4 protein-coding genes are annotated in these 4,553 nt (G+C 64.3%); all 4 read left to right on the forward strand.

Translation table 11 applies throughout. The features are described from left to right. Nucleotides 1–25: 25 nt before the first annotated feature. The gene (locus Q0331_RS06050) at nucleotides 26–1,006 is read left to right on the forward strand and encodes a bifunctional riboflavin kinase/FAD synthetase (RefSeq protein ID WP_298075555.1); all 981 of its coding nucleotides are present in this window, start codon (nucleotides 26–28) and stop codon (nucleotides 1,004–1,006) included. 119 nt (nucleotides 1,007–1,125) lie between these two features. Next, the gene (gene rpsO / locus Q0331_RS06055) at nucleotides 1,126–1,395 is read left to right on the forward strand and encodes a 30S ribosomal protein S15 (RefSeq protein ID WP_005295163.1); all 270 of its coding nucleotides are present in this window, start codon (nucleotides 1,126–1,128) and stop codon (nucleotides 1,393–1,395) included. A 217-nt stretch (nucleotides 1,396–1,612) separates the two neighbouring features. Then, nucleotides 1,613–3,907, forward strand: coding sequence for a polyribonucleotide nucleotidyltransferase (locus Q0331_RS06060; protein WP_298075556.1), 2,295 nt, complete (start codon nucleotides 1,613–1,615; stop codon nucleotides 3,905–3,907). Between the two features lie 46 nt (nucleotides 3,908–3,953). Then, a partial coding sequence (dapB, locus tag Q0331_RS06065) for a 4-hydroxy-tetrahydrodipicolinate reductase (RefSeq protein ID WP_298075557.1) occupies nucleotides 3,954–4,553 on the forward strand: 600 nt, incomplete at its 3' end.

A 4,553-nucleotide genomic window follows, 5' to 3' on the forward strand; every position in this document is an offset into this window, starting at 1 on the left:
CAGACTATCGACTAGCATGCAACGTGTGAGTATCTGGTACGGACTGGACAGAATTCCCGAACACTTGGCTGCCGGCGGCACCGTCGTGACCATCGGCGTGTTCGACGGCGTGCACCGCGGGCACCAAGAACTGCTGCAGCGGGCGGTGGACCTGGCGCGCGAACGGGGAGTGCCGAGCGTGATGTTCACCTTCGACCCGCACCCGACCGTCGTCTTTAAACCGGAGGCGGTGCCGCCGCTGCTGTCGAGCGTGCGCCGCCGCGCGGAGCTGGCGCACGAGTACGGCATCGACCACGTGGTCGTCGTTTCCTTCACCAAGGAGATCGCCAGCTGGTCGCCGGAGGAGTATGTGGACCAGGTGCTGGTCAAGATGCTGAATGCTAAGGCCGTGGTGGTGGGGGACAACTTCACCTTTGGTCACAAGGCGGCGGGCACACCCGAGACGCTGCGCGAGCTGGGTGCGGCGCGCGGCATGCGGGTAGACGTGCTGGAGCTGCTGGAAGACGGCGACCACGTGGTCTGCTCTACGTGGATCCGCCAGGCCCTGGCCGAGGGCAACGTGGACGGCGCGAACAAGGCGCTGGGTAGGCACTTCCGGGTAGCGGGGGAAGTTACCCACGGTGCTGGCCGCGGCGGCAGGGCATTGGGATTCCCTACGGCGAACCTGTACTTCGCCGAGAAGTTCGCGCTGCCCGCTGACGGCGTTTACGCTGGCTACGTGACGATCCTGCCGGGACACGGGATCTCCACCGGGGCGACCATCGGCACTATGCCGGTGGGCGAGCGGCTGCCGGCCGCGATCTCCGTTGGCACCAACCCCACCTTCGGCCATGAGCCGCGCAGCGTGGAGAGCTTCATCCTGGACCACGATGCCGACCTATACGGCCTGGACATCGCGGTGGAGTTTGTACACCACCTGCGGGGAATGGAGACGTACAACTCCCTGGACGAACTGATCGAGGCGATCGGCCGGGATGTCACCGAAACCCGCAAGGCGCTGGGCTAAGCGTTTTGGGAACTGGGGCGTGGGCGTGCTAAACTCCCCAGGTCTAGCGACTGTGGTCTGCGGTAGTCGCTGGTTAAACCTTTCGCGCGGACTGAAATAACTATCAAGGAGATTCATCCATGGCACTGTCCAAGGAACAGAAGACCGAGACTCTCAAGGAGTTCGGCCTGCACGAGACCGACACGGGCTCCCCGGAGGCTCAGATCGCACTGCTGACCGTTCGCATTCGTCAGCTGACCGAGCACCTGAAGTACCACAAGCACGACCACCACTCCCGCCGTGGCCTGCTGCTGCTGGTTGGTCGCCGCAAGGGCCTGCTGAAGTACCTGGCCGAGAACAACGTTGATCGCTACCGCTCCCTGATCGAGCGCCTGGGTCTGCGTCGCTAAAGCTTTAAATCACACGCCCGCCACCTCTCAAAGGACGAGGTGGCGGGCGTTTGTGCTATTTCGTGCTAGTCTTGATGCCGGTTAAATCATAAAAGCCAATCGAAAAGTTCAAGAAAAACTCCACGTCGGTGGCGTCGGCACCGAAGACCAGACGAACAGGCAACCGCCGTGGAGTGCAACGCAAGGTAACGCAGAAAGGCGATTGCGAAACTCCATTATGAGTACGAAGAAGCAGAACATCCAAGCAGAGCTCGTTGACCCGGATGCCGGTGTGTGGGAAGTAGAGGCCACCATTGATAACGGCGACTTCGGCACCCGCAGCATCCGCTTTGAAACTGGGCTGCTGGCCCGCCAGGCCGATGGGGCAGTGACGGCCTACCTGGATGAGGACACGATGCTGCTGTCCACCACCGCCGCCTCCCGCCAGCCTCGCGAAGGCATCGACTTTTTCCCGCTGACCGTGGACGTGGAAGAGCGCATGTACTCCGTCGGCCGCATTCCGGGCAGCTTCTTCCGCCGCGAGGGTCGCCCGGGCACGGATGCGATCCTGGCCGCCCGCCTGATCGACCGCCCGCTGCGCCCCACCTTCGTGCGCGGCCTGCGCAACGAGGTGCAGGTCATCGTGACCGTCCTGTCGATGGATCCGAAGGATCGCTACGACGTGCTGGCCATCAATGGCGCTTCTGCCTCCACCCAGCTGTCCGGCCTGCCGGTTTCCGGTCCGGTGGGTGGCGTGCGCATGGCGCTGGTCGTGGATTCCGACCACCCGGAGGGCCAGTGGGTTGCTTTCCCTACGCGCGAGCAGGAAGAAAAGGCCATCTTCGAGCTGGTCGTGGCCGGTCGCGTGACCGAGCCGGTGAAGCCCGCTCGCGGCCGTGGTCGCGGTCGCGGTAAGAGCGCGGGCAGCGGCGAGCCGAACGTTGCCGTCATGATGGTCGAGGCCGGCGCTACCGACACCGTCGTCGAGCGCATCGCCGAGGGTGCACCGGCGCCGACCGAAGAGGTTGTGGCGCAGGGTATCGAGGCCGCCAAGCCGTTCATCGCCACGCTCTGTGAGGCGCAGGACGCTCTTGCCAAGGCTGTGGACGCCGAGACGCGCGAATTCGAACTGTTCCCGCCCTACGGCGAGGACGTTTTCGCCTCTGTCCAGGCGGAAGCACTCGATGCGCTGGAAGACATCATGGCCATCGCCGACAAGCAGGAGCGCGACGAGGCACTCGCCGCGAACATGCAGGCCAGCGTTGACGATCTGCTGCCGGAGTTCCCAGAGCGCGAGGCGGAGATCCGCGCGGCACACAATGAGGTCACCAAGACCGTGGTGCGCCGCCGCATCCTGGAGGATGGCTTCCGCATTGATGGCCGCAACAGCACCACGATCCGCGACCTGGGCATCGTCGTCCAGCTGCTGCCACGCGCGCACGGCTCCGCCCTGTTCGAGCGTGGCGAGACCCAGATCCTGGGTGTGACCACGCTGGACATGCTGAAGATGGAACAGCAGATCGACTCTCTGGGCCCGGAGACCACGAAGCGCTACATCCACCACTACAACTTCCCGCCGTACTCCACCGGCGAGACCGGCCGCGTGGGCTCCCCGAAGCGCCGCGAGATCGGCCACGGTGCGCTGGCGGAGCGCGCATTGACGCCCGTGATCCCCAGCCGTGACGACTTCCCGTACACCATCCGCCAGGTCTCGGAGGCTCTGGGCTCCAACGGATCGACCTCCATGGGTTCCGTGTGTGCTTCGACCTTGAGCTTGTACAACGCCGGCGTGCCGCTGAAGGCGCCGGTGGCGGGTATTGCAATGGGGCTGGTGACCGGCAAGGCTGGCAAGGCCGGCAAGGACAAGTACGTCACCCTGACCGACATCCTGGGCGCCGAGGATGCCTTCGGCGACATGGACTTCAAGGTTGCGGGCACTCCCGACTTCGTGACGGCTCTGCAGCTGGATACCAAGCTCGACGGCATTCCGTCCGACGTGCTGGCCGAGGCCCTGCAGCAGGCGCGCACCGCGCGCCTGGAGATCCTGCAGCTGATGGGCGAGGCCATTGACTCTCCGGATGACATGAGCGACCTGGCTCCGCAGATCACCAGCATCAACATTCCGCAGAACAAGATCGGTGAGGTCATCGGCCCGAAGGGCAAGACCATCAACCAGATCACGGAGGAGACCGGCGCGAACATCACCATCGAGGACGATGGCACGGTGTTCATCTCCGCCGTCGGCGGCGAGGCCGCGCGCGAGGCGGAGGAGAAGATCAACGCCATCGCGAACCCGCAGCAGCCGAAGGTGGGTGACCGCTTCCTGGGCACGGTAGTGAAGACCACCGCTTTCGGTGCATTCGTTTCCCTGCTGCCGGGGCGCGACGGCCTGATCCACATCTCCAACCTGGGTGGCGACCGCCGCATCGAGCGCGTTGAGGACGAGGTCTCGGTGGGCGACAAGCTCGAGGTGGAGATCGCGGACATCGATAACCGTGGCAAGATCTCCCTGGTTCTGGTTGAAGACAACTAACCACTTGCTACGGGCTAAATTCGAGCTATAAAGGAGCGATTGATCTATGACTCGCATTGGTGTTTTGGGTGCCCGCGGGCGCGTGGGCAGCGCCGTTGTCGCCGCCGTTGAGGCTGACGCGAACCACGAGCTGGTAGCCGCCATCGACCACGGCGATGACCTGCGGACGCTGGTGGATAACAAGGCTGAGGTCGTTGTGGACTTCACCGTTCCGGATGCCGTGATGGGCAACCTGGAGTTTTGCATTAAGAATGGCATCCACGCCGTCGTCGGTACCACCGGCTGGACGGAGGAGCGTTTCGAGACCGTCCGCGGTTGGCTAGAGGAATCCCCGGAGACCGGGGTGCTCGTCGCACCGAACTTCGCCATCTCCGCAGTGCTGACCATGAAGTTTGCGGAGATTGCCGCACCCTTCTTCGAGTCCGCCGAGGTCGTGGAGCTACACCACCCGAACAAGGTGGACGCGCCTTCGGGTACTGCGGTGCACACCGCGGAAGGTATCGCGCGGGCCCGTAAGGCAGCCGGTTTGGCCGAGCAGCCTGACGCCACCACGCAGTCCCTGAATGGGGCGCGTGGCGCTGACGTACAGGGAGTGCCGGTGCACGCCGTGCGCATGACCGGCATGGTTGCCCACGAGCAGGTCATC

It is taken from the genome of uncultured Corynebacterium sp. (assembly GCF_937999985.1).
In the GTDB taxonomy this organism is placed as follows: Bacteria; Actinomycetota; Actinomycetes; order Mycobacteriales; family Mycobacteriaceae; genus Corynebacterium.

Excerpts from the sequence above, each read along its gene's own strand:
- Q0331_RS06060 (WP_298075556.1), top strand. The coding sequence starts at position 1,613 with ATGAGTACGAAGAAGCAGAACATCCAAGCAGAGCTCGTTGACCCGGAT.
- rpsO (WP_005295163.1), top strand. The coding sequence starts at position 1,126 with ATGGCACTGTCCAAGGAACAGAAGACCGAGACTCTCAAGGAGTTCGGC.